At 35.5% G+C, this 22,941-nt stretch carries 23 protein-coding genes; 11 read left to right on the forward strand and 12 right to left on the reverse strand.

The window, feature by feature from the left end; all coding sequences use genetic code 11:
- Positions 1-197: 197 nt before the first annotated feature.
- Genes dnaQ through ACFIK1_RS02520 form a run of 5 tightly spaced genes read right to left on the reverse strand, consistent with a single transcriptional unit; the run spans position 198 to position 3,791 of the window.
- Positions 198-905: a DNA polymerase III subunit epsilon gene (dnaQ, locus tag ACFIK1_RS02500; RefSeq protein WP_375662008.1), complete on the reverse strand. Its 708-nt coding sequence runs from the start codon at positions 903-905 to the stop codon at positions 198-200.
- A gap of 4 nt (positions 906-909) precedes the next feature.
- On the reverse strand, positions 910-1,497 hold the full coding sequence (coaE, locus tag ACFIK1_RS02505) for a dephospho-CoA kinase (RefSeq protein WP_375662009.1): 588 nt from the start codon (positions 1,495-1,497) through the stop codon (positions 910-912).
- Complete coding sequence (locus ACFIK1_RS02510; protein ID WP_375629126.1) at positions 1,494-2,366, reverse strand: shikimate dehydrogenase; 873 nt, start codon at positions 2,364-2,366, stop codon at positions 1,494-1,496. The genes coaE and ACFIK1_RS02510 overlap by 4 nt, the downstream gene beginning before the upstream one ends.
- Positions 2,359-2,955: a Maf family nucleotide pyrophosphatase gene (locus ACFIK1_RS02515; RefSeq protein ID WP_375662010.1), complete on the reverse strand. Its 597-nt coding sequence runs from the start codon at positions 2,953-2,955 to the stop codon at positions 2,359-2,361. Before ACFIK1_RS02515 ends, ACFIK1_RS02510 begins: the two co-directional genes overlap by 8 nt.
- The gene (locus ACFIK1_RS02520; RefSeq protein WP_375617451.1) at positions 2,952-3,791 is read right to left on the reverse strand and encodes a pyruvate, water dikinase regulatory protein; all 840 of its coding nucleotides are present in this window, start codon (positions 3,789-3,791) and stop codon (positions 2,952-2,954) included. Before ACFIK1_RS02520 ends, ACFIK1_RS02515 begins: the two co-directional genes overlap by 4 nt.
- Before the next feature lie 549 nt (positions 3,792-4,340).
- On the opposite strand from ACFIK1_RS02520, the gene rho reads away from it, so the two are divergent.
- The 6 genes from rho (at position 4,341) to ACFIK1_RS02550 (ending at position 11,309) form a co-directional block, all read left to right on the forward strand.
- Positions 4,341-5,606: a transcription termination factor Rho gene (gene rho / locus ACFIK1_RS02525; protein WP_015857121.1), complete on the forward strand. Its 1,266-nt coding sequence runs from the start codon at positions 4,341-4,343 to the stop codon at positions 5,604-5,606.
- Between the two features lie 31 nt (positions 5,607-5,637).
- Complete coding sequence (gene mnmE, locus ACFIK1_RS02530) at positions 5,638-6,945, forward strand: tRNA uridine-5-carboxymethylaminomethyl(34) synthesis GTPase MnmE (RefSeq protein ID WP_375662011.1); 1,308 nt, start codon at positions 5,638-5,640, stop codon at positions 6,943-6,945.
- A 106-nt stretch (positions 6,946-7,051) separates the two neighbouring features.
- On the forward strand, positions 7,052-8,920 hold the full coding sequence (mnmG, locus tag ACFIK1_RS02535; protein ID WP_375662012.1) for a tRNA uridine-5-carboxymethylaminomethyl(34) synthesis enzyme MnmG: 1,869 nt from the start codon (positions 7,052-7,054) through the stop codon (positions 8,918-8,920).
- Complete coding sequence (gene rsmG / locus ACFIK1_RS02540; RefSeq protein ID WP_375654813.1) at positions 8,920-9,567, forward strand: 16S rRNA (guanine(527)-N(7))-methyltransferase RsmG; 648 nt, start codon at positions 8,920-8,922, stop codon at positions 9,565-9,567. Before mnmG ends, rsmG begins: the two co-directional genes overlap by 1 nt.
- Positions 9,568-9,573: 6 nt before the next feature.
- Positions 9,574-10,371 carry a ParA family protein gene (locus ACFIK1_RS02545; protein WP_375617447.1) on the forward strand — a complete coding sequence of 266 codons (798 nt, stop codon included), beginning with the start codon at positions 9,574-9,576 and terminating at the stop codon, positions 10,369-10,371.
- Between the two features lie 41 nt (positions 10,372-10,412).
- Entirely contained in the window at positions 10,413-11,309 is an 897-nt protein-coding gene (locus ACFIK1_RS02550; protein WP_375662013.1) for a ParB/RepB/Spo0J family partition protein, read from the forward strand.
- Between the two features lie 21 nt (positions 11,310-11,330).
- Here ACFIK1_RS02550 and ACFIK1_RS02555 read toward each other — a convergent pair whose 3' ends face one another.
- From ACFIK1_RS02555 to dapF, 7 genes are all read right to left on the reverse strand, one after another.
- Positions 11,331-11,798 carry a hypothetical protein gene (locus ACFIK1_RS02555; protein WP_375662014.1) on the reverse strand — a complete coding sequence of 156 codons (468 nt, stop codon included), beginning with the start codon at positions 11,796-11,798 and terminating at the stop codon, positions 11,331-11,333.
- A 107-nt stretch (positions 11,799-11,905) separates the two neighbouring features.
- Positions 11,906-12,403, reverse strand: coding sequence for a hypothetical protein (locus ACFIK1_RS02560; RefSeq protein WP_375633637.1), 498 nt, complete (start codon positions 12,401-12,403; stop codon positions 11,906-11,908).
- Between the two features lie 2 nt (positions 12,404-12,405).
- Positions 12,406-13,167: a hydroxyacylglutathione hydrolase gene (gene gloB, locus ACFIK1_RS02565; RefSeq protein WP_375633636.1), complete on the reverse strand. Its 762-nt coding sequence runs from the start codon at positions 13,165-13,167 to the stop codon at positions 12,406-12,408.
- 62 nt (positions 13,168-13,229) lie between these two features.
- Positions 13,230-13,916, reverse strand: a complete 687-nt coding sequence (locus tag ACFIK1_RS02570; RefSeq protein ID WP_375620900.1) for a septation protein A — start codon at positions 13,914-13,916, stop codon at positions 13,230-13,232.
- On the reverse strand, positions 13,913-15,166 hold the full coding sequence (ftsY, locus tag ACFIK1_RS02575) for a signal recognition particle-docking protein FtsY (protein ID WP_375612760.1): 1,254 nt from the start codon (positions 15,164-15,166) through the stop codon (positions 13,913-13,915). The genes ACFIK1_RS02570 and ftsY overlap by 4 nt, the downstream gene beginning before the upstream one ends.
- Positions 15,167-15,180: 14 nt before the next feature.
- Complete coding sequence (mtaB, locus tag ACFIK1_RS02580) at positions 15,181-16,464, reverse strand: tRNA (N(6)-L-threonylcarbamoyladenosine(37)-C(2))-methylthiotransferase MtaB (RefSeq protein ID WP_375633947.1); 1,284 nt, start codon at positions 16,462-16,464, stop codon at positions 15,181-15,183.
- A complete protein-coding gene (dapF, locus tag ACFIK1_RS02585; RefSeq protein ID WP_375662015.1) occupies positions 16,464-17,315 on the reverse strand; it encodes a diaminopimelate epimerase in 852 nt (283 codons plus the stop codon). Before dapF ends, mtaB begins: the two co-directional genes overlap by 1 nt.
- A 225-nt stretch (positions 17,316-17,540) precedes the next feature.
- Here dapF and ACFIK1_RS02590 point away from each other — a divergent pair, with 225 nt between their 5' ends.
- From ACFIK1_RS02590 to sucD, 5 genes are all read left to right on the forward strand, one after another.
- A complete protein-coding gene (locus ACFIK1_RS02590) occupies positions 17,541-18,086 on the forward strand; it encodes an AprI/Inh family metalloprotease inhibitor (RefSeq protein WP_375620904.1) in 546 nt (181 codons plus the stop codon).
- 98 nt (positions 18,087-18,184) lie between these two features.
- Positions 18,185-19,384 (forward strand): cell division protein ZapE, encoded by a 1,200-nt coding sequence (gene zapE, locus ACFIK1_RS02595; protein WP_375662016.1) that lies wholly within the window; start codon positions 18,185-18,187, stop codon positions 19,382-19,384.
- A gap of 289 nt (positions 19,385-19,673) precedes the next feature.
- On the forward strand, positions 19,674-20,636 hold the full coding sequence (mdh, locus tag ACFIK1_RS02600; RefSeq protein ID WP_375662017.1) for a malate dehydrogenase: 963 nt from the start codon (positions 19,674-19,676) through the stop codon (positions 20,634-20,636).
- Positions 20,637-20,724: 88 nt separating this feature from the next.
- Positions 20,725-21,921, forward strand: coding sequence for an ADP-forming succinate--CoA ligase subunit beta (gene sucC / locus ACFIK1_RS02605; RefSeq protein ID WP_375612755.1), 1,197 nt, complete (start codon positions 20,725-20,727; stop codon positions 21,919-21,921).
- 3 nt (positions 21,922-21,924) lie between these two features.
- On the forward strand, positions 21,925-22,827 hold the full coding sequence (sucD, locus tag ACFIK1_RS02610; RefSeq protein WP_375662018.1) for a succinate--CoA ligase subunit alpha: 903 nt from the start codon (positions 21,925-21,927) through the stop codon (positions 22,825-22,827).
- Positions 22,828-22,941 lie beyond the last annotated feature (114 nt).

The raw sequence follows: 22,941 nt of genomic DNA on the forward strand, positions 1-22,941 counted from the left end.
GTTGCACTTTATATTAAGTACCTAGAGCTTTTCTTTGCTGTTACAGGATTAATAGCTTTCATTTTGCTCCTCCTATGATAGCTGAGGTACGATGTAGCGACAGGGTCGTTGTGGTGTTCCCCTCCCCACAACGACCGTTTTTTTTGACATCTATATTCTTTAATTTCAATCGTGACTCTTTTAGATAAAAGATGATGTTATTCATGAATTTTGAAGTTTTTCCACAGAGCTTTTTCACCCATTTTGTAGATAAAATCAGCGTGTAACTTTTTTTCTTGCGTACTCAATCTTGAAGGTAAAACCTGTGGGCGAATTTTAACGGCATAAGATGTATCTTTATCGTTCTGGATATGTTCATCAATACCCCTTCTGTTATCAAAACCCAATACACCTTGCTTTCCACCGATGAGCTCAATATAAACATCAGCTAGAATCTCTGCATCAAGCAAAGCACCATGAAGAACACGATGGCTGTTATCAATTCCAAAACGTTTGCATAAAATATCAAGAGAATTAGGACCCATAGGAAATTTACGCCGCGCCATAGCCAATGTATCAAGAATATTATCAACACTGATAAGCGGTTTGTTGACGCGTTTTAATTCTGCATTAATAAAACCAATATCAAAACTCGCATTATGCGCAATCATTGTCGCGTCTTTGATAAATTCCAAAAATTCATCAACAATATCACTAAAACTTTTCTCGTTTTTCAAGCGTTCATTGGTTAATCCGTGAATTGCTACAACTTCATCAGGAATAATAACGCCTTCAGGGTTTAAATAAACATGAAATTGGCGTCCTGTGAGATAACGATCAACCATTTCTACACAACCAATTTCGATTATGCGATCTTTCTCTTTATCTAAACCTGTTGTTTCTGTATCAAAAATAATTTCACGCATGATTTTAATTCTTTAGCAATTTTTTTATCATATCAAAAACCTGTTGACGGGTATTTTCTAAATCTTTCCCTGTATCAATAATAAAATCAGCACGTTCTCGTTTTTTTTCATCTGGCATTTGTTGAGCATTGATAAAGGCAAATTTTTTCTCATTCATACCTTGGCGAATCATGACACGTTCTTTTTGTATTTCTGGTGGAGCAGAAACAACAATAACGCTATCCACACGACTTTCACCATTTTTTTCAAACAAAAGTGGAATATCAAGAATAACTAATTTTTTCCCTTGTTCACGCGCTATATCAATAAATTCCCTTTCTTTTTCTTGCACCAAAGGATGAATTATTTTTTCTAATGTTTGTAATTTTTCTTTATCATCAATCAAAATTTCAGAAAGTTTCAAACGATTAACTTCACCGTTTTCAACAACACCTGGAAAAATACGCTCTATGAATGACAAAGCTGGCTCACTTTTATAAAGCTGTTGTACTGCTTCATCAGCACTAAAAACAGAAATACCCGCTTGCTTGAAAAAATCAGCAACTGTTGATTTTCCCATAGCAATTGATCCCGTTAATCCTATGATCTTCATTCTCTTTTTTCACTCATATCCTCTAAAATAGCTGTCCGTAACGCTTTTGTTACCTGTGGTCTTATTCCGAACCACTGTTCAAACCCTATAACAGCCTGATGTAGAAGCATCCCAAGTCCATCAACCGTCTTGAGATCACAAGCCTTTGCCTGTTGTAAAAAAGGAGTTATCAATGGTGTATAAATAATATCTGTTACTAATGCCGTTTTTTTTGCTTTATGAAAATCGCAAAAAAAAGAATCACTTTTTTCTTCTGGACTTTTTATGCCAATAGAGGTTGTATTAACAATCAAATCAGCTTGATGAAGTATTTCATGGATTTTATGCCAATCGTAAACTTTAATGATTTTTCCAAAATGCTGAGCTAAATTATCAGCACGTTGTTTTGTACGGTTAATTAAATAAATCTGTTCAAATCCGCGTCTTTTTAAGGCATATATGATAGCGCGTGCGGCACCACCTGCTCCAAAAACAAGAGCTGTTTCCCCTCCCCAATCAGATACAAAATCATCAAGATTAGCGCTAAAACCATAGGCATCACTATTCGTGGCACAAAGCTTATCTCCTTCATACCAAAGTGTATTAACAGCACCAATCATTGTTGCTCTCTCATCTTTATAATCTGCTAAACGAAAAGCTTCCTGTTTATAAGGCAAAGTAACATTTCCTCCACAAAAGCCTATTTTTTGTAAAGACGCAATAAAATGACTGAACTCTTCAGATGTTACTTCTTGTGCAAGATATTCTCCTTGTAAACCATATTGTTTAAGCCAAAAATTGTGAATTCTTGGCGATTTTGAATGATGAATTGGAGAACCAACAACAAAAGCACGCGGATAATTTGTTTTTTTTATTGTTAAGTCAACCATCAATAATTCCTAAGTGGCGCAGTTTTATGAGTAGAGGCAGCAAAGGTAAACCAACAATGGTAAAAAAATCTCCTTCAATTTTTTCAAAGAGATGAATTCCTTCTCCTTCAATTTGATATACTCCCACGCTGTTTAAAACATCTTTTCCTACGCGTGCTAAATAACGTTCAATAAATTCTGATGAGAGTAAACGGACGGACATATGTGCACTAAAAGCTTCAACCCAAATTTTTTGACCATTTTTAAATAAAGCTACCGCACTATGAAGAGAATGGGTTTTTCCTGATAACTCACATAAACGTTGATGTGCTTCTTTAATATTTTTTGCTTTGTGAAAAACTTGACCTTCCAAATCAAGAACTTGATCACAACCAATAACGAAAGCATCAGGAAAACGATCTGAAACATTTTTTGCTTTTGCACTCGCAAGAAAACAGCTGAGTTCTTTAGTTTTTTTTTCTTTTGCTTTTTTTTCTACTTCTCTTTCATCAAAAGAAGCTCCTTCAATGGAAAAATTTAAGCCTGCTTTTTTTAATAATTTTGCACGGTAAAAACTAAGAGATGCTAATATTAAAGTATCTGCGTTCATGAGAATTTTCTCTCATTTCCTTCACGAAATCGTGATAACAGTTCAAATATTGCAGCAGCAGTTTCTTCAATAGAACGTCTTGTGACATCAATAATAGGCCAACCAAAACGTTCGCAAATGCGTTTTGCATAGATTAATTCTTCAGCTATGTTGATACGATTTGTATAATTATCAAGAGCAAAACTTTCTCCCAAATCTCGATTTTGGCGGATATGTGAGATTCTTTCAGCTGAAGCAATTAAACCAATAATTAAAGAATTTTTTGCCTCTAAAAGGGATTCTGGCAAATCAATATTAGGAATAAGAGGAATATTAGCCGTTTTTATTCCGCGATTTGCTAAATAGATACTTGTTGGCGTTTTAGAGGTTCTTGAAATTCCCACAAGGATCACATCTGCTTCGGATAAGCTACTGGAAGACTGTCCATCGTCATGCTCTATTGTAAAATCCAGTGCCTCAATACGGCGAAAATAATCTGCATTAAGATCATGTTGTGCGCTCGCACGTAAATGTGTTGGCATTCCAAGGTAAGACTGAAAAGCATTTAAAACAGGATGCAATATATCAATACAGGGAACTTTCATTTTTTTACACCTTTTTTGAAGGAGAAGTTTAAATTCTTCATCAATCATTGTGTAAAGAACGATACCTGGCTCTTGTTGTATTTCATTAAGAGCTTTCTGTAACTGTATTCTATTACGAATCATAGGATAGATATGCTCTGTTGCCTGAATCATTGCATATTGCGATGCTACAGCTCTTCCAACAGAAATTAATGTTTCTCCTGTTGCATCAGAAAGCATGTGTAAATGAAAGAATTTTTTTTCTTTTGTCACAAAAATTTTAACTCCTTGTTAAGACATGTGTATATATCCTCACCGTTTTTTATAAAACTAAAATTTATGAAAAATTCTCCTTTTTTATGCACAAATTAAATGCTTGTGATAATTTAATCCCTCTTATAAAAAAAGAGGGGATAATATCTTTAAGATAGTGATATTTTTATTCTTTTTTCAGTTCCTTTTGTGGATAAAATTGAGGATAAATAATAATCCACACTAAACACAGTTATAAATAAGAATAATCCTTTCTTTAATACAAATTTATTAATATAAATTTCTGTAAAAAATACTTTTGAATAGCATTTCATTAATGCTATAATTATAACTAACATTTTTGTTATTAAAATAATTAAATACTATTTGGATTTTATTTTTTCAAGTTTTTCATATAATTACTTAATATTACAGGAACAAATTTCATATAAATGGTACTTGCAGATTAAAAAAATTGAGTGTAGGATATTTTTTCTTAATAATATTTCACTCATAAATTTCCATAAATTATTTAGAAAATCTTCTCCTTAATTACAAAGAGCATATTTCATGCAAAAAATGAAACTACAAGAACTTAAAAGCAAAAATCCCGTTGAGCTTGTTTCTTTTGCTGAAACATTAGAAGTTGAAAATGCCTCCCTTATGCGCAAACAAGAATTAATGTTTGCTATCTTGAAAAAACTTGCTCTACAAGACGTTGAAATTATAGGAGAAGGTGTTGTTGAAGTTTTACAAGACGGATTTGGATTTTTGAGATCTGCTGATGCTAATTATCTTCCTGGTCCTGATGATATTTATCTTTCACCTGCACAAATACAGTCGTTTTCTTTAAAAACAGGCGATACAATTGAAGGACCCATACGCAGTCCAAAAGAGGGAGAACGTTATTTTGCTCTCCTTAAAATTAATACAATTAATTTCGAAAAACCTGAAAAGATTCGTTATAAAATCCACTTTGATAATCTTACTCCTCTTTATTCAAATGAACGTTTCCAAATGGAAATACAAGATCCTACAGAGAAAGATATGTCATCACGCGTGATTGATTTGATATCTCCATTGGGAAAAGGACAAAGAGGGTTAATTGTAGCTCCTCCTCGAACGGGAAAAACAGTTTTACTTCAAAATATTGCTCATTCTATTACCACTAATCATCCTGAATGCTATCTCATTGTTCTTTTAATAGATGAACGACCAGAAGAAGTTACTGATATGCAGCGTTCAGTAAAAGGAGAAGTGGTTTCTTCTACTTTTGATGAACCAGCAATACGTCACGTACAAGTGGCAGAAATGGTCATTGAAAAAGCCAAACGTCTCGTTGAATATGGGCGTGATGTTGTTATTCTTCTCGATTCTATTACACGTCTTGGACGTGCATATAATACAGTTGTTCCTTCTTCGGGTAAAGTTTTAACAGGTGGTGTGGATGCAAATGCCCTCCAGCGTCCAAAACGTTTTTTTGGTGCAGCACGTAATATTGAAGAAGGCGGATCTTTAACTATTATTGCAACGGCTTTGATTGATACAGGAAGTCGTATGGATGAGGTTATTTTTGAAGAATTTAAAGGAACAGGTAATTCGGAAATTGTTCTTGATCGAAAAGTTGCTGATAAACGTATTTTCCCTGCTATGGATATTTTAAAGTCAGGAACGCGTAAAGAAGAACTTCTGGTAGAACGACAAGATTTACACAAAATTTTTGTTCTTCGTCGTATTTTAGCATCTATGAATGTAACAGATGCAATTGAATTTTTGATTGATAAATTAAAGCAAACAAAAAATAATAGTGAATTTTTTGATTCAATGAATACGTAGAGTCATTAAAGTTTTTATTAGGATAAAACCTGTGGATACAATCTTTGCTGTTTCGAGTGGATTGTTACCTTCAGGGGTTGCAGTCATTCGGCTTTCTGGTCCTCATGTTGTGGATATAGTTAAAACGCTTTGTGGTCGTTTACCTAAAGCACGTTTTATGCATTATGGAAATCTTACTGCTCGTGATGGTAGTTTTTTAGATTCTGGTTTAACTGTTTTTTTTCCTGCTCCTCATAGTTTTACGGGGGAAGATTGTGCAGAATTCCATTTACATGGAGGAAAAGCAGTCGTTAATCGTTTTCTCGATGAATTGTCGACATTTTCTGGATGCCGTATTGCAGAGGCAGGTGAATTTTCACGTCGTGCTTTTATGGAAGGAAAATTAGATCTTGTTCAAGCAGAAGGTCTTGCTGATTTAATAGAAGCAGAAACGGAAAGCCAACGGCGTTTAGCTGTTATGGGTACAAGTGGACATTTAACGACGCTTTATCGTGATTGGCGTCATAAGCTTATGAAGGCGCGTGCTTTTATTGAGGCAGAACTTGATTTTGTTGATGAAGCAGATATTCCCAACGCAATATCTGATAAAGTTTGGAAAGATGTTGAGGATCTTTGTACTTCTATTCGGGAATATATTACTGAAGGAGAACGTGCGAGTATTTTACGTGATGGATTAAAAATTGTTATTGCTGGTGCTCCAAATTCTGGAAAATCAAGCATTATGAATCGCCTTTCAGGAAGATCTGTTGCTATTGTAACGGAAGAAGCAGGAACAACCCGTGATGCTTTAGAAATGAGAATTATTCTTGGTGGTTTACCTATTTTTTTAACAGATACTGCTGGTTTTAGAAAAACAGAAAATAAAATAGAACAGATGGGAATAGAAGTTGCTAAACAGCATGTTATGGAAGCTGATTTGGTTATTTTGGTTTATGATATAGGAAATCCTACGCAAGTTGATTTACCAGAAACATCGGCTGAAATATGGTGTGTTGGCAATAAGCTTGATCTTTATAAAAAAAATGATCAGCGTTGGTCTATACAATTTTCCGCATTAACTGGTTTAAATTTTGATTATTTTATAAAAGAACTTGAATCATTTTGTCATTATCGTGCTTCTGAAATTGGAAATATTGTTCCAGCACGTAAAAGGCAACTTCAATTATTAAAGCAGGCTGTTAAAGAGATTGAATTTTCTCTTAATTATCATTCTCTTGATCTCAGTTTACGTGCAGAACATCTCCGTTGTGCAAGTGATTTTCTTGGGAAAATTACAGGAGATATTGATGTTGAAGATTTGCTTGATATTATTTTTTCAGAATTTTGTGTTGGTAAATAATGATTCACGTGAAACATTGATTATTTCATAGACAGATTATAAAGATTATGTAATTTATATCCTGTTTCACGTGAAACCTTGTAATATTTTCTACGGAATGAATTAAATGCAATCATATGATGTTGTTATTGTTGGTGGTGGTCATGCTGGCTGTGAAGCGTCTTCAGCTTCAGCACGTGTAGGAGCCAAAACAGTGCTTGTTACACATAAAATATCAGCACTGGGAACAATGTCGTGTAATCCTGCTATTGGTGGACTTGGAAAAGGGCATCTAGTTCGTGAAATAGATGCGTTAGATGGTCTTATGGGAAGAGCAGCAGATGCTGCTGGAATTCAGTTTAGACTACTTAATAGAAGTAAAGGACCGGCAGTAAGAGGACCACGGACACAGGCAGATAGACAACTTTATAAAAAAGCAATTCAAAAATTATTAAAAGAACAAGAAAATCTTACTCTTATTGAGGATGAAGTTATTGATCTGGTTGTTAAAGATAATTGTGTATCAGGTGTTATTTTAAAAAAACAAGGAACAATTTTTTCTGGTGCTGTTGTTTTAACAACAGGTACATTTTTAAATGGCTTTATTCATATTGGTAATAAAACATGGGCTGCTGGTCGTATGGGAGATCAGTCAAGTGTAAAACTTGCTGAACATTTGAAAAAATATCATATAAAATTTGGACGATTAAAAACAGGAACCCCTGCTCGTTTGAGTAAAAAAACAATTGCTTGGGAAGCTCTCCAAAAACAACAAGCAGATGAAAATCCCATACCCTTTTCTCTTTTAACAGAGAAAATTGAACAACCACAAATTGAATGTGCAATAACACGTACAAATGAGAAAACACATCAAATTATTCGCGAGAATATTTATCGCTCTGCTTTATATTCTGGAAATATTGAAGGGTTAGGACCACGTTATTGTCCTTCTGTTGAAGATAAAATTGTGAAATTTGGAGAACGTGATGGACATCAGATCTTTCTGGAACCAGAAGGATTAAATGATGATACTGTTTATCCAAATGGTCTTTCTACTTCTCTTCCTGAAGATGTACAAATTTCTCTATTGAAAACCATTGAAGGATTGGAAAATGCTATAGTTTTGCAACCTGGTTATGCTATTGAATATGATTTTGTTAATCCACAACAATTAACGAGAAACTTAGAATTACGTTCTTTACCGGGTTTGTTCTTAGCAGGCCAAATTAATGGTACAACAGGATATGAGGAAGCAGCAGCACAAGGACTTTTAGCTGGATTAAATGCTGCACGTAAAGTAGGTAAATTAGATGAAATACTTATAAGTCGTTCTACTGCTTATATTGGTGTTATGATTGATGATTTGGTTTCACGTGGTGTTTGTGAACCTTATAGGATGTTTACATCACGTGCTGAATTTCGTTTATCTTTACGATCTGATAATGCTGATACGCGTTTAACACCTTTGGCACAAAAATGGGGTATTGTGAGTAAAATACGTTGGGAATGTTATCAGAAAAAACAACAACGGCTTGATCAAGCACGATCAATATGTCAAAATCTTTTTTTAACACCCAATGAAGCTTCTGCTCATGGATTACATGTTAATCATGATGGAATTCGGCGTTCGGCTTATGATTTTCTTGCTTATCCTCATATGAACTTAGAGCGTCTTTCAAATTTTTGGCCACAATTACAAACAATTGATTCTAAAACAGCAGAATCTTTAGAAATTGAAGCACAATATGCGGTTTATTTAGATAAACAAGCACAAGATATTGCCTCTCTTCAGAGAGATGAGCGTTTAGAAATTCCTTCTTCTCTTGATGTTCAGGCAATTTCAGGTATTTCAAATGAACTTAAATCAAAAATTCAAGAAGTGTCGCCGCGTTCAATTGCTGATGCACAAAAAATTGATGGCATGACACCCGCCGCGTTATCGCTTATTATTACACATATTCAACGTCAACGACGTGAAAAGGCTAAAACAGCTTAATGAATTTTTCTACAGAAAAAAAATATCAACAATTATTAAATATTGTTCCTTCTGTTTCACGTGAAACGATGGAAAATTTAATTCAGTTTGAGTCTTTAATACTTCAGTGGAATACACATATTAATTTGATATCTGCTACAACTATACCAGATCTATGGACACGACATATTCTAGATTCAGCACAAATTTTTCCTTTGTATGCTCATTCTTTACATTGGTGTGATTTAGGATCAGGAGGAGGTTTTCCTGCAATTGTGATTGCTATCTTTTTGAAAGAAAAAAAAACAGCACATATTAATCTTGTTGAAAGTAATGGGAAAAAAGTTGCTTTTTTGCGAACAGTTATTGCTCAACTTAATCTTCCAGCAACGGTTTATCACGCTAGAATTGAAGATATATATCAAAAAATTCCCATATCTGATATTATAACGGCACGGGGATTAGCGCCGCTTGATACTCTTTTACAACTCATTTTTCCTTTATTAACAGAAAAAACAATAGCTCTTTTGCAAAAAGGTCGGGATTACGCTACAGAAATAAAAAATGCCTCTGCCAATTGGCACTTTGATCTGTTAAAACATAAAAGTAAAGTTGATGAAAATTCTGTTATTTTGGAAATTTCTCATATTCGATCATATAGAGGGTAGAGCAAAATGAGCGAAACACGAATTATCGCTATTGCAAACCAAAAGGGTGGAGTCGGAAAAACAACCACAGCAATTAATCTTGCTACAGCTTTAGCGGCTATTGGTGAAAATGTCCTTATTATGGATGTTGATCCACAAGGTAATGCTAGTACAGGTTTAGGGATTGATCGTAATAGCCGTCCTTTATCTTCTTATGATGTTTTGGTTTCGGGCGTTTCAATTACACAGGCGGCTTTAAAAACAGCCGTACCCAATCTTTATATAGTTCCCTCTACACTTGATCTCTTAGGTGTGGAAATGGAAATTTCTTCATCAAAAGATCGCATACAACGCTTACGTAAAGCTCTCTATGATGATCCGGAAATGGAAGAAAAATTCAATTATATTTTAATTGATTGTCCTCCCTCCCTTAATCTTTTAACACTTAATGCTATGGGGGCTGCGGATTCTGTTTTAGTGCCTATGCAGTGTGAGTTTTTAGCACTTGAAGGTTTAAGTCAATTACTTGAAACAGTAAAACAAGTGCGATCCGTACTTAATCCATCTTTAGAAATCCAAGGTATTGTTTTAACAATGTATGATGGACGTAATAACCTTTCAAATCAAGTTGTTGAAGATGTACGTTCTTTTATGGGAGATAAAGTTTATCGTACTGTTATTCCACGAAATGTAAGAGTATCAGAAGCGCCTTCTTTTGGCAAACCTGTATTGCTTTATGATCTTAAATGTGCTGGAAGCCAAGCTTATTTGCGTCTAGCATCAGAAATGATTCAACGTGAAAAACAAGCACGTGCTGCTGCTTAAAAATGTAAAAAATTTTGTAAGAAAATTCAAAGAGCAAAATTATGAACGATGATCTATCAAAAAAAAGACTAGGACGTGGATTAGCGGCATTGATTGGAGATATCAATTTAAACAACAATATTGCACGTTCATCAAGCTTTGATAAATTAAATGAATCCGGTAGTATTTCTGAGCGATTTATTTCTATTGAATCTATTTCATGTAATCCTCATAATCCTCGGCGTCATTTTACTGAAACAGAGCTTGATAATTTGACACAATCAATTCGTCAACACGGTGTGGTTCAACCAGTTATTGTGAGGCCTTTAAGAGATCATCCTCATCGGTTTGAATTGATTGCGGGTGAACGGCGCTGGCGTGCAGCACAACGTGCAAATTTAAGTCAATTACCCGTTATTATTCGTGATGTGGACGATAAAACGGCTTTGGAATTGGCAATTATTGAAAATGTTCAACGTGCAGATCTTAATCCTATCGAAGAAGCAAAGGGATATGAGATGCTTCTAAATGAACATGATTATACGCAAGTAGATTTAGCGCAAGTTATAGGAAAAAGTCGTAGTCATGTTGCAAATACGCTTCGTTTGTTAAAACTTCCAGAAAAAGTACAACAATTCTTAACTGATGGACAACTTTCTGCAGGTCATGCACGTTGTCTTATAACCGTTGATGATCCACAAAATTTAGCTGAGAAAATTATTCGTGAAGGGCTTTCAGTACGTCAAACAGAAATACTTGCATATGAGCAAGCTAATCCTAAAACTAAAAAGCGTACCAATACGGAGAAAGATGCTGAAACAAAATCTTTAGAAAAATTACTTGCAGATGTGATAGGAATGAAAGTTATTATTCGACATGGTAAAAAAGGTGGAGATTTAAAAATACATTACTCTTCATTAGAACAATTAGATGAAATTTGTCGGCGTTTACAAAGTTAATCAATTGTTCTAAAAAGTTTTTTAACAGTTATCTTTTAAAATTTTTATTATTCTATACATATGCTCTTTAGCAAATTCTATATTGCTTGGAGGTAAAAAGTTTTTTTCATAAGTAGAATTTCCTTCATCAGTAAGTACATACAATGTCGCTTGAAGTGCTAGGTGAGCAATAACAAACTCTTTCGGTGTTATATTATTTTCTTTTAAAATATTCACAAGTTTTGGATTATTAGAAATATAGGCAGCGTATTTTTCAATATTATCATTATAATTATTGAAATCACTTTTTTTATTTGTTTGTTCTGGTTCTGAAGATAAATTTTTACATTCTATTTTGATTTTTTCCAGCTTTAAAAGAATATCTTCCGTTAAGGGATAATTTGCAATGAAAGGCGGTATAAAAGAAAGATCATCTATTTCTTGTTTTTTTTCTTGAGCGTATGATGCAAAAGGAAAAATGAAGAAAAAGCACAATAGAAGTTTAAACATGACTAAAAATTATCCTTTCTTTTTTGAATTTCAATAAATATAATCGAAATAAACCCAATTATTAGGAATGATAAAAACACGGTGATTTTTTAATGTGTCATAGCTGATTAGTTGCTCAAAATGAGTTTTTCACAGTTATCTAAAAGAATTGTCGCTTTAAAAAAATGTTTTTTAACAAATTCAAGATTGTTTAGAAATATAGTATTTTTCTCAGTAGAATATTCCTTTTCAGGTACAAATATGAGAAGCGTTGATATTTCTTTAAGAGCTAAGGTTCCTGAAGCAAAATCTTTCGGTGTTATATTATTTTCTTTTAAAATATTTACAAGTTTTGGTTTACTAGAAATATAGGTAGTGTAATTTTCAATACTAGATTGGATACTAGAATCATAAGTTATAAGATTATTTTTTGTTTCTGGAAGTAAGTTTTTACATTCTTTTTCAATTTTTTCCAGCTTTAAAAGAAAATCTTCTGTTAAGGGATAATTTGCAATGAGAGATGATATAAGAGAAGAATTATCTGTTTCCTTTTCCTCTGCCATTGTTTGTTGAATATGTATCACGAAAAGAAAAAGCAGGAACAAACGTAATACGAACTTACGCATAGTTAAAAATTATCCTTTCTTCTTCGAATTTCAGCAAAGACTTCTTCATCTGTTTCTTCTTCCATTACAAGGTTTCTTCGCAACACACTATCATCCCAGCGGAGAAAGGGATTGGTGGCTTTTTCTTGCCCTAAGGTTACTGGTAAAGTCATAGCGTTTTTTGCACGTAGCAAAAAAACTTCCTCTATTCTTTGGTGGAGTTTTTTATTATGTGGGTCAATTGTTAGTGCGAAAAGAGCGTTATTTTTTGTATATTCATGTCCACAATAAAGAAGTGTTTCATCAGGAAGTTTACGAAGTTTTTTTAAAGAATTCAGCATTTGTGTTGGTGTTCCTTCGAAAAGACGTCCACAGCCCAATGAAAAAAGTGTATCTCCAGCAAAGAGTAAATTCTTTTCAGGAAAATAGTAAGATAATGCGCCTAGAGTATGACCAGGTGTTGAAAGAGCTAAAAGAAGGTGTGAGCCAAAAGAAAAACTTTCATCAGGTTGAAGTGTTTTATCAAGATGATTGATCTTTTCTTTTTCTGCTTCTGGTCCGATAACCGTAGCGTTGTAAACTTGTTTTAATTCTGATAGGGCTTCTACATGGTCGTGATGATGATGAGTTACAAAAATAGTGTTAAGTGTCCAATTGCGGCGCTTTAAGGCATTGTGAATCGCTTTGCCTTCAGGAGCATCTATTGCAGCTGTCATACCACTTTTTTCATCATGAAGGAGTACACCGAAATTGTCTTCTCGACAAATAAACTGTTCAATCAACATATTTTTTCTCGTGAACAGTGTTTGGCGATGAATCTATAAAATAATCGGTAGTGATGATTTTTTTAAGAATCAGATTTGTCCTCTTCTGTAAAAAGTCCTTTTGAATGTTTTATAATTATAGGCATTTGGGTAAGCATGAAAAGGACTGTTATAGGCATGACGCCAAATACTTTGAAACTTGTCCAGAAATTATCGCTAAAATTACGCCAAATTATTTCATTCAAAATGGCAAGAAAAATGAAAAAAAACGCCCAACGATAGGTAAGTTTTTGCCAACCTAAATCATCAAGTTTTAAGGTAGAATCAAGAGCATAACGTAAAAGTGGTTTTTTAAAAAACATCCCACCAAAAAGTATAAAAGCAAATAAGCTATTAATGATTGTTGGTTTCATTTTTATGAAAGTTTCATTATGAAGCCAGAGAGTTAGAAAGCCAAAAACTAAAACAAATATTCCTGAAATAAGAGGCATAATAGGAATTTGTCTTGCAAGGATCCATGATAAGCTTAGGGAAATAATAATAGCCACCATAAAAATAGCTGTTGCAGGGAAAATAGGCTTACTAAAATTTTGAAAAAATCCAATGTTTTTTATCAGCCATTCTCCCTTATAATTGGCAAAAAAGAAGGCAACCAATGGACCCATTTCCAAAAGAAACTTAAGTGTTGGTGAGAGAGAAATTTTTTTATTGTTATTCATCTTTTTTTCAGAATTATTGTGTAAATTAAGATTAGATAAAGGCTGTTTCATGCGTGTTTTCCTGCAATAGTTTCGGCAAAGTCAGAAGCAGAAAAGGGTTGAAGATCTTCAATATCTTCTCCTATACCGATAAAATAAACGGGTAATTTATATTTTGCTGCTATAGCGACAAGAATTCCTCCTCGTGCAGTCCCATCTAGCTTTGTCATAACTAAACCATTAACACCAGCAATATCACGGAAAATGTCTACTTGGTTGAGTGCATTTTGTCCGGTTGTTGCATCAAGAGTTTGAAGGATTGTGTGGGGTGCTTGGGGGGTGTGTTTTTTTAAAACACGAATAATTTTTGCCAACTCATCCATTAATTCAGATTTATTTTGTAAACGCCCTGCTGTATCAATAATTAATACATCACTGTTTGTTTTTTTTGCTTTTTCATAAGCATCAAATGCTAAGCTGGCGGCATCTGCACCCAATTTTGTCGAAATAACAGGAGAATTGGTACGTTCACCCCAAATGTGTAATTGCTCAATAGCAGCGGCTCGGAAAGTATCACCTGCTGCCAGCATAACTTTTAATCCCCCTTCTGTTAATTTGGCTGAAAGTTTTCCAATAGTTGTCGTTTTTCCAGTGCCATTTACACCTACCAGCAAAATAACATGAGGTTTATGGCTGAGATCAAGTTCTAATGGTATTGCAACAGGTTCCAGAACTTTTTTGACCTCATCAGCTACAATAGTATGAATATCATTTGGGGAGAGGTTTTTTCCGTAACGACTGGAAGCTAAAGTATTTGTGATGCGTGTTGCCGTCTCTACACCTATGTCAGCTTGGATAAGAATATCTTCGAGCTCTTGCAATGTATCTTCATCAAGTTTTCTTTTAACAAAGAGATCGCCAATTGATCCGCTTAGGCGTTGTGAAGAAAGGGATAGGCCTTTTTTAAGGCGCCCAAACCACGCTGTCTTTTTTTGTTCAACAGAAGGTTCAGATAAAATTTCTTCATTCTTTTTTTCACGGATGTTGTCTGTGACAATAATTTTACCAGAAAAGGGAATTTTATCAGAATGGGATTCTAGAAATGGAGATTTTTCATCATATTTTGTAAGTATTGACTCTGGATTTTTTGTTTGTTCTTCTTTTTCTGTGTTTATAGAGATTTGATTATTTTTTGTCTTTTCATTTTTGTCTTTATTTTCTTCTATTATATCGCTTTTATCAGGAATAGAAATCTGTTGTTCAATTTCTTGCTCTTGAGATTTGTTAAAAGAGAATATTTTTTTTATAAAAGATTTAGTCATAAGAATTCTCCTGCTCAAGCAGCGTTTAATTTTGGAGGGACAGCAATCAATTTATCGCCATCATGATCAACGATAAGGGCTTGAACAATTGTTCCTGCTTTTGCACCTTTAACTTGTACAAGAGTATAATCTTCTGTTCGTCCGATTTCATCTTTTTCAACGAGAATTGTTTGCAGACTGTTTTGTAAATGAGCAAGATGCTTTTGGTAAGCCATATCACCTGCTTTACGCAATTTTTCAGCACGCAGCTTAACTATTTTACGGTTGATTTGTGGCATACGTGCGGCAGGTGTTCCTTCTCTTGGACTAAAGGGGAAGACATGGAGATGGGTTAAATTACAGTCTTTGATTAAGGCAAGACTATTTTGAAACATCTCTTCTGTTTCTGTAGGAAAACCAGCAATTAAGTCGGCACCATAAACCATTGTAGAACGTTTGGCACGCAATTCTTGGCAAAATTGAATGGCATGTTCGCGCAGATGACGCCGTTTCATCCGTTTTAAAATCATATTATCACCTGCTTGCAAAGATAAATGCAAATGGGGCATGATTCTTGTTTCATAAGCTAAAAGATTTATGAGTTCTTCGTCTGCTTCAATAGAGTCAATAGATGAGAGGCGTAATCGGGCTAAGTCAGGGACATGATGCAAAATAGCTGAAGTTAATTTTCCTAGAGTAGCTTTTCCAGGAAGATCGTGGCCATAACTTGTAAGGTCAACACCTGTAAGGACCACTTCTTGGATACCCCCACCTATCAGCTTTTTAATTTGTTCTATGACAACACCCATGGGAACTGAACGAGATGGTCCTCGTCCATAAGGAATAATGCAAAATGTACAGCGGTGATCGCATCCGTTTTGTACCTGTACAAAAGCGCGGGTGCGCTCTTGCATTGCACTGACCATATGTGGAGCAATTTTTTGTACTTCCATAATGTCATTGATATGCACCTTTTCAGAATGATTAATACCAAAATCAGGAAGTTGACGATAAGAATGAGCGTGAAGTTTATCTTCGTTTCCTAAAACAAGATCTACTTCTGTCATTGAGGCAAAATTTTGTGCTTCTGTTTGGGCTGCACACCCTGTTACAATGATACGCGTATGAGGATTTTCACGTCTTGCTTTGCGGATAGCTTGTTTTGCTTGTCGTACGGCTTCGGCAGTGACAGCACAGGTATTAAAGATAATAGCACCATCTTTAAGTTGATCTAGCCCTGAAGAAGTACTTTCTTTGCGAATGATTTCCGATTCGTAGCTATTAAGTCGACAACCAAAAGTTACAATTTCTATTGCCATCAGGAGTGATCCTTTTTGTAGCACCCTGTTAAAGGGCTTAAAAAACCACTAAAGTGATATTTAATTGGTCCTGTCATGATAATATGATCGTCTTCTCGGTAAAAAATATTAAGTGTTCCCTTAGGTAAATTTACATCAACATGGCGCTCTGTAAGTCCACGACGATAAGCAGCCACTGCACTTGCACAAGCAGCACTCCCACATGCTTGTGTTAATCCTGCCCCTCGCTCCCATGTACGTAAATTTAGACTTTTCTTTGACGTTATGCAAGCAATGGAAATATTGCACCGTTCGGGAAACAGGGGGTCATGTTCAAGTTTTGGCCCATATTTTTCTAATGGAATATGTTGAATATCATTTTCAACAAAAAAGATAGCATGGAGATTGCCAATGGATATGAGACAAGCGTCTTTTAGGGGACCAGCCATAATTTCTACGTGATTGGTATCAACTATTTCACGTGAAACAGGCATCTCTTTTACATTGAAATTTGGGCATCCCATATCAACAGAAATGAGATTATCGGTTTGGTATTTTCCTTCAATAATTCCAGCGGGAGTTTCTAAATGAAATTTTTCACCAAAATTGTGATCTTTAAGCCATGCGATGACACAGCGGGTACCATTGCCACAAGCTTTAGCCATTGATCCGTCAGCATTCCATATTTCTATGCGGAAGTCGGTTTTTTTCTGGGTTGGTGTGTGGATAGCCATGATTTGATCAAAATGCATTTCAGGATCTGCCGACAAAGCAAGGATTGCTTGTGGTGTAAGAGCGTATGTGCTTTCACGCATATCAACAACAATAATTTGATTTCCAAGACCGTCCATTTTGCTAAATGGCGTTTTCATGAAACTTCTCTATTTCTAATGATTACTTATAAAAAGATATATGACTGAAAATATTATAAATTCCTAGTGTTTAATAAATATAAAATTGGGTACATAAATTATTTCTTTTAAAATAAGTGATTTTAATCTGTTTTTTTTAATTTGTTAATTTATCTTTGTAACTATAACAAATATTCGCTTAATTTTTTTGTGAACTTATTTATTGTCGTGGGAGAGAGTACAGACATGGCGTTTTCAAAAGTTTCGTTTTTCGTTGCACTATCAACTGTAATGTTTTTAGGGGGATGTTCAACAACACGGTTTGATGGTAATGACGATGGTAACGCATTAGAAGTTTTTTATCCATCTCAACAAATGACAATATTAGAAGCGTCTGATCTGTCGTCTACTTCTTCGTCGATATCTGAAGATGCAAACGCTCCGATGTATGAAAAAGGAGATTCTCAGAGCGATGGACGAATGGCTAGTCTCGAATTGCCAAGTAATGCCACTGATTTATTTCCTGCAAGTGTTGCTGGGGTATGGAATCTTTCTATGGGAGGAAAAGTTTGCCGGATTGCAACTCCACAAACAAAGTTTGGACAAGGGTACCGTGCTGGTCCTTTACACTGTCCAGGAATTGCTTCCCAAGTGAGATCGTGGGCTGTTAAAGGAAAAAGATTATATTTTTATAATAACTCTGGACGTGTTATCCTCGTTCTTTATTCTTCAAATGTTGATCGTTTTGAGGGACGTACACTTGATGATCATCCCGTTATTTTAAGTCGTTAAATCATTTTTGATCGTTTATGATAAACTAAACTAGACGGACAGATTCTTGAAAAGTATTTGTATTTTTCATTGAGATCAGTTTGAAAAAGGTTTTTTGGATGATTCTCGTTTCAACACGTTATAAGGAGCTTGTCGCTAAAGGAGAGGTTTGTTTTGATCCCGCTCAATTAGCTATAACAGAATATTTTGATCATTTATTAAAAAAAATTGCGGAACAAAATATCTCTCATTCTTTGCCTTGGATATTTTGCTCTTTCTTTAACAGAATATTTAAAAGGAAAAAACAAAATATTTCTTGCGTTGTAAAACAAGGAGATGAAACAGGTTTTTTTCAGGGACTGTATATTTATGGTGAAGTAGGACGGGGCAAAACCATGCTGATGGATTTGTTCTTTTCTTGTTTGCCTAAAGTTCATAAAAAGCGTGCCCATTTTAATGATTTTATGGCTGATGTGCATGAGCGTATTAATTCTTATCGTCAAGCATCTGGGTGTACAAAATTTAAACAAGATAATCCTATTTTAGCTGTTGCTAAAGATCTTGCACGAGAAGCAAAAGTACTTTGTTTTGATGAGTTTAGTGTAACGGATATTGCTGATGCTATGGTATTGGGGCGGCTTATTTCTGCTCTGTTTGATAAAGGAATTTTCTTTATTGCGACTTCAAATGTGGCGCCGGATAACCTTTATTGTAACGGTTTGAATCGTGAGCTCTTTTTGCCTTTTATTCAAGTTTTGAAAGCATATGTTCGTGTTGTTAATCTTGATGCAAAAACAGATTATCGCCTTGAAAAATCAAATCTACAACAGATGTATGTATCGCCGTTGGGGGTCCAAGCAAATGAATATATGGATCAAGCATGGGCACTTGTATTGCAAGGACATAAGGAGATGTCTGATGAGCTTTCTATAAAAGGGCGCTTTATTCCTATTCCGCGCTTTGGTGCAGGATGTGCTCGTTTTGATTATGGGGATTTATGTGCAAAGCCTTTGGCCGCAGCTGAATATTTATTATTAGGAGAGCATTATCATACGATTTTTATTGATAATGTACCGGTCATGGATGATACATGTCGCAATGAAACAAAACGGTTTATTTTGCTTATTGATATTCTTTATGAGCGGCATATACGGTTGTTTATGTCGGCAGCCGCAGGGATAGGGGATTTGTATAAAGGGCATGCGCAGATTACGGAAACATTTGAATTTCAAAGAACACAATCACGTCTTTTCGAAATGCAAAGCTACGATTATTTAAAACTTTGGGAAGAACATTTTCTTTTGAAGAAGAAGCATTGATTATACTTTTACCTTTACGTAAACTGTCAAAACAATAACTTTTTGAAATTAAAGAAATATAATAATTCTGTTGTATTTTTTTTAAATTCACTTTATCGATACATCGTGATAATTTTCTAATAGTTGTTTCAGCGGAGGGTTGTTGTTTCTGTAAGGAGATAAATTTGTAAATTTCATTTCTTTACTCCTTTTTATGATATTGTTTGAATATGGTTGAAGTCAAAAATATTCAGTATACGGACGTTGATTGGGTGTGCGCTGAATTATCTAAAAGTTAGGAAAAAATAAAATGGCACGGAAAAAAATAGCTCTCATTGGTTCAGGTATGATTGGTGGTACTTTAGCACATATTATTGGGCTTAAAGAGCTTGCTGATGTGGTCTTATTTGATATTGCGGAAGGTGTGCCACAAGGTAAGGCTCTAGATATCGCCGAATCTTCTCCCGTTGATGGTTTTGATATCAGTCTAAAAGGTGCTAATGCTTATGAAGCAATTGAAGATGCTGATGTTGTTATTGTAACAGCAGGCGTTGCGCGAAAACCTGGTATGAGCCGTGATGAACTTTTGGGCATTAATTTAAAGGTTATGGAACAAGTTGGAGCTGGAATTAAAAAATACGCTTCTTCAGCGTTTGTTATTTGTATTACCAATCCCCTTGATGCGATGGTGTGGGCATTGCAGAAATTTTCAGGTCTCCCTACACATAAAGTAGTTGGTATGGCTGGTGTTCTTGATTCAGCGCGTTTTCGTCATTTTTTATCTGAGGAATTTAAGGTCTCTATTAGAGATGTGACAGCGTTTGTTTTAGGGGGGCACGGTGATACAATGGTTCCTCTCGTGCGTTATTCAACAGTTGGTGGTATTTCTTTGCCTGATCTTATAAAGATGGGCTGGACAACACAGGAAAGAATTGATCAAATTATCCAGCGTACCCGTGATGGCGGTGCAGAGATTGTTGGTTTGTTAAAAACAGGTTCTGCTTATTATGCACCAGCAGCTTCTGCTGTTTCTATGGCTGAGGCCTACCTAAAGGATACTAAGCGTGTTGTGCCTGTTGCAGCTTATCTTTCAGGAGAATATGGGGTTAATGATACCTATGTTGGGGTACCTGTTGTACTTGGTGCAGGTGGTGTTGAACGAGTCATTGAAATTGATCTTGACAAAGAAGAAAGAGGCGCTTTTGATCATTCAGTAAATGCGGTTAAAAAGCTTTGTGAAGCTTGTATTGCTCTTGTACCTAGTCTCAAGTAAATTGAACAAGATTTAATTCATTAAAATAAGTATTTAGAGTGTTAAAACTTTAGGATTAATAAGATCCATAAAAGAAAAGGACAAATGCATGAATATCCATGAGTATCAGGCCAAACGTCTGCTTCATGAATATGGAGCACCAATTGCAAATGGTGTCGCTGTTTATTCTGTAGAGCAAGCTGAAAAATGGGCGGAAAAATTGCCCGGACCTCTCTATGTGGTTAAAAGTCAGATACACGCTGGTGGTCGTGGTAAGGGTAAGTTTAAAGAACTTGGTCCTGATGCAAAGGGTGGTGTTCGGCTTGCACAATCTGTTGAAGAAGTTGTTGCAAATGTTCAAGAAATGCTTGGAAAAACTTTGGTAACCAAACAAACTGGTCCAGAGGGTAAGCAGGTCAACCGCCTTTATATTGAAGATGGTGCCGATATTGAACGGGAGCTTTATCTTTCACTTTTGGTTGATCGTAGCGTTGGTCGAATTGCTTTTGTTGTTTCAACAGAAGGTGGAATGGATATTGAAACGGTTGCTGAAGAGACACCAGAAAAAATATTCACGCTTCCCATTGATGCTGTAGAGGGTGTTACTTCTGCTGATTGTGCAAGACTTTGTGATGCGTTGAAACTACAAAGTAGTGCGCGAGAAGATGGTGAAAAGCTTTTTCCGATTCTCTATAAGGCATTTTGTGAAAAAGATATGAGCCTTTTAGAAATCAATCCGCTTATTGTGATGAAAGATGGTCACTTGCGTGTTCTTGATGCGAAAGTTTCTTTTGATAATAATGCTCTGTTTCGTCATCCAGATATTTTAGAATTGCGCGATCTTTCAGAAGAAGATCCAAAGGAAATAGAAGCATCAAAGCATGATCTTGCTTATGTTGCTCTTGAGGGTACGATTGGTTGCATGGTTAATGGTGCTGGGCTTGCTATGGCAACAATGGATATCATTAAGCTTTATGGAGCAGAGCCAGCGAATTTTTTGGATGTTGGTGGTGGAGCATCAAAAGAAAAGGTGACAGCTGCTTTTAAAATTATTACGGCCGATCCAAATGTTAAGGGCATTTTGGTTAACATTTTTGGTGGTATTATGCGTTGTGATGTCATTGCTGAAGGTGTGGTTGCTGCTGTTCGTGAGGTTGGTTTAAAGGTTCCCTTGGTTGTCCGTCTTGAAGGCACTAATGTTGAGCAAGGTAAAGCAATTATCAATGAGAGTGGTTTGAATGTTATTCCTGCTGATGATTTAGATGATGCTGCCCAAAAAATTGTTGCAGCCGTGAAGGGAGCTTAAGCTATGTCGATTCTTGTGAATAAAGAGACAAAAGTTCTAGTTCAAGGGCTTACAGGAAAAACAGGAACATTTCATACAGAACAGGCGCTTGCTTATCATGGTACGCAAATGGTTGGTGGTGTTAATCCTAAAAAGGGTGGAGAAGCATGGGAAGGTTCAAAAGGCGAAACTCTTCCTATTTTTGCTAATGTTGCAGAAGCAAAAGAAAAAACAGGCGCAGATGCTTCCGTTATTTATGTTCCTCCTGCAGGGGCTGCGGCAGCTATTATAGAGGCTATAGAAGCTGAAGTTCGTTTAATTATCTGTATTACGGAAGGTATTCCCGTTATGGATATGGTTAAAGTGAAGGCGCGATTAGAAAACTCAAAGTCTCGTCTTATTGGTCCTAATTGTCCCGGTATTCTTACACCAAATGAATGTAAAATTGGTATTATGCCTGGTTCTATTTTTAGAAAAGGTTCTGTTGGGGTTGTCTCGAGGTCGGGAACTTTAACTTATGAAGCCGTTTTTCAAACGAGTCAGGAAGGTCTCGGACAAACAACTGCGATAGGAATTGGTGGCGATCCTGTTAAGGGCACTGAATTTATTGATGTGTTGGAAATGTTTTTAGCGGATGATGAAACCGAGTCTATTGTTATGATTGGTGAGATTGGTGGTTCTGCTGAAGAAGAAGCAGCACAGTTTCTGCAAGATGAAGCAAGAAAAGGTCGTAAAAAGCCAATTGTTGGTTTTATTGCTGGCCGTACGGCTCCTCCAGGACGTACAATGGGACATGCTGGTGCTGTTATTTCTGGTGGTAAAGGTGGAGCAGAAGATAAAATTGCGGCAATGGAATCAGCAGGGATTCGTGTGTCTTCTTCGCCATCACAGATAGGTAAGACTTTGATGTCAGTTTTGAAAGGCTAAAAGAAAGTTTCACCTGAATAAGAAAAGGTTCTTAGATTCAGGTGAAAAAGCTTGAGTATAAAAAGGTAAAACTTTTTTGAATGTTCGAATCACTGCTTGTTTGTAAGCATTTAA

Origin of the sequence: Bartonella sp. OC16QHHD, from assembly GCF_042194035.1 — a bacterium.
Classification (GTDB): Bacteria; Pseudomonadota; Alphaproteobacteria; order Rhizobiales; family Rhizobiaceae; genus Bartonella.

Excerpts from the sequence above, each read along its gene's own strand:
- dnaQ (WP_375662008.1), bottom strand. The coding sequence starts at position 905 with ATGCGTGAAATTATTTTTGATACAGAAACAACAGGTTTAGATAAAGAG.
- coaE (WP_375662009.1), bottom strand. The coding sequence starts at position 1,497 with ATGAAGATCATAGGATTAACGGGATCAATTGCTATGGGAAAATCAACA.
- ACFIK1_RS02510 (WP_375629126.1), bottom strand. The coding sequence starts at position 2,366 with ATGGTTGACTTAACAATAAAAAAAACAAATTATCCGCGTGCTTTTGTT.
- ACFIK1_RS02515 (WP_375662010.1), bottom strand. The coding sequence starts at position 2,955 with ATGAACGCAGATACTTTAATATTAGCATCTCTTAGTTTTTACCGTGCA.
- rho (WP_015857121.1), top strand. The coding sequence starts at position 4,341 with ATGCAAAAAATGAAACTACAAGAACTTAAAAGCAAAAATCCCGTTGAG.
- mnmG (WP_375662012.1), top strand. The coding sequence starts at position 7,052 with ATGCAATCATATGATGTTGTTATTGTTGGTGGTGGTCATGCTGGCTGT.
- rsmG (WP_375654813.1), top strand. The coding sequence starts at position 8,920 with ATGAATTTTTCTACAGAAAAAAAATATCAACAATTATTAAATATTGTT.
- ACFIK1_RS02545 (WP_375617447.1), top strand. The coding sequence starts at position 9,574 with ATGAGCGAAACACGAATTATCGCTATTGCAAACCAAAAGGGTGGAGTC.
- ACFIK1_RS02550 (WP_375662013.1), top strand. The coding sequence starts at position 10,413 with ATGAACGATGATCTATCAAAAAAAAGACTAGGACGTGGATTAGCGGCA.
- ACFIK1_RS02555 (WP_375662014.1), bottom strand. The coding sequence starts at position 11,798 with ATGTTTAAACTTCTATTGTGCTTTTTCTTCATTTTTCCTTTTGCATCA.
- ACFIK1_RS02560 (WP_375633637.1), bottom strand. The coding sequence starts at position 12,403 with ATGCGTAAGTTCGTATTACGTTTGTTCCTGCTTTTTCTTTTCGTGATA.
- gloB (WP_375633636.1), bottom strand. The coding sequence starts at position 13,167 with ATGTTGATTGAACAGTTTATTTGTCGAGAAGACAATTTCGGTGTACTC.
- ACFIK1_RS02570 (WP_375620900.1), bottom strand. The coding sequence starts at position 13,916 with ATGAAACAGCCTTTATCTAATCTTAATTTACACAATAATTCTGAAAAA.
- ftsY (WP_375612760.1), bottom strand. The coding sequence starts at position 15,166 with ATGACTAAATCTTTTATAAAAAAAATATTCTCTTTTAACAAATCTCAA.
- mtaB (WP_375633947.1), bottom strand. The coding sequence starts at position 16,464 with ATGGCAATAGAAATTGTAACTTTTGGTTGTCGACTTAATAGCTACGAA.
- dapF (WP_375662015.1), bottom strand. The coding sequence starts at position 17,315 with ATGAAAACGCCATTTAGCAAAATGGACGGTCTTGGAAATCAAATTATT.
- ACFIK1_RS02590 (WP_375620904.1), top strand. The coding sequence starts at position 17,541 with ATGGCGTTTTCAAAAGTTTCGTTTTTCGTTGCACTATCAACTGTAATG.
- zapE (WP_375662016.1), top strand. The coding sequence starts at position 18,185 with ATGATTCTCGTTTCAACACGTTATAAGGAGCTTGTCGCTAAAGGAGAG.
- mdh (WP_375662017.1), top strand. The coding sequence starts at position 19,674 with ATGGCACGGAAAAAAATAGCTCTCATTGGTTCAGGTATGATTGGTGGT.
- sucC (WP_375612755.1), top strand. The coding sequence starts at position 20,725 with ATGAATATCCATGAGTATCAGGCCAAACGTCTGCTTCATGAATATGGA.
- sucD (WP_375662018.1), top strand. The coding sequence starts at position 21,925 with ATGTCGATTCTTGTGAATAAAGAGACAAAAGTTCTAGTTCAAGGGCTT.